The 258-nt window shown below is 60.5% G+C and carries 1 protein-coding gene; it reads left to right on the top strand.

The window, feature by feature from the left end; genetic code table 11:
- The coding region (locus AAEY72_RS15500) for an FAD-dependent oxidoreductase (protein WP_352311503.1) at nt 1–258 on the top strand (258 nt) is incomplete at both ends.

Raw genomic sequence — 258 nt, 5'->3', positions numbered from 1 at the left:
GCTATGTCCTGGCCCTCGGCAGTTACTCGCCCAAGCTGCTCAAGCCACTCGGGATCAAGGCGCCGGTGTACCCGCTCAAGGGTTATTCGCTGACTGTGCCGATCACCAACCCGGCAATGGCGCCGACCTCGACCATTCTCGATGAGACCTACAAAGTCGCGATCACCCGTTTCGACAACCGCATTCGCGTCGGTGGGATGGCTGAAATAGCCGGTTTTGACCTGTCGCTGAACCCGCGGCGACGCGAAACCCTGGAGA

Source organism: Psychrobacter sp. W2-37-MNA-CIBAN-0211 (assembly GCF_040309405.1).
In the GTDB taxonomy this organism is placed as follows: Bacteria; Pseudomonadota; Gammaproteobacteria; order Pseudomonadales; family Moraxellaceae; genus Psychrobacter; species Psychrobacter glaciei.
Note: the sequence above shows the minus strand (reverse complement) of the source record. Positions and strands in the feature narration are given on the sequence as shown.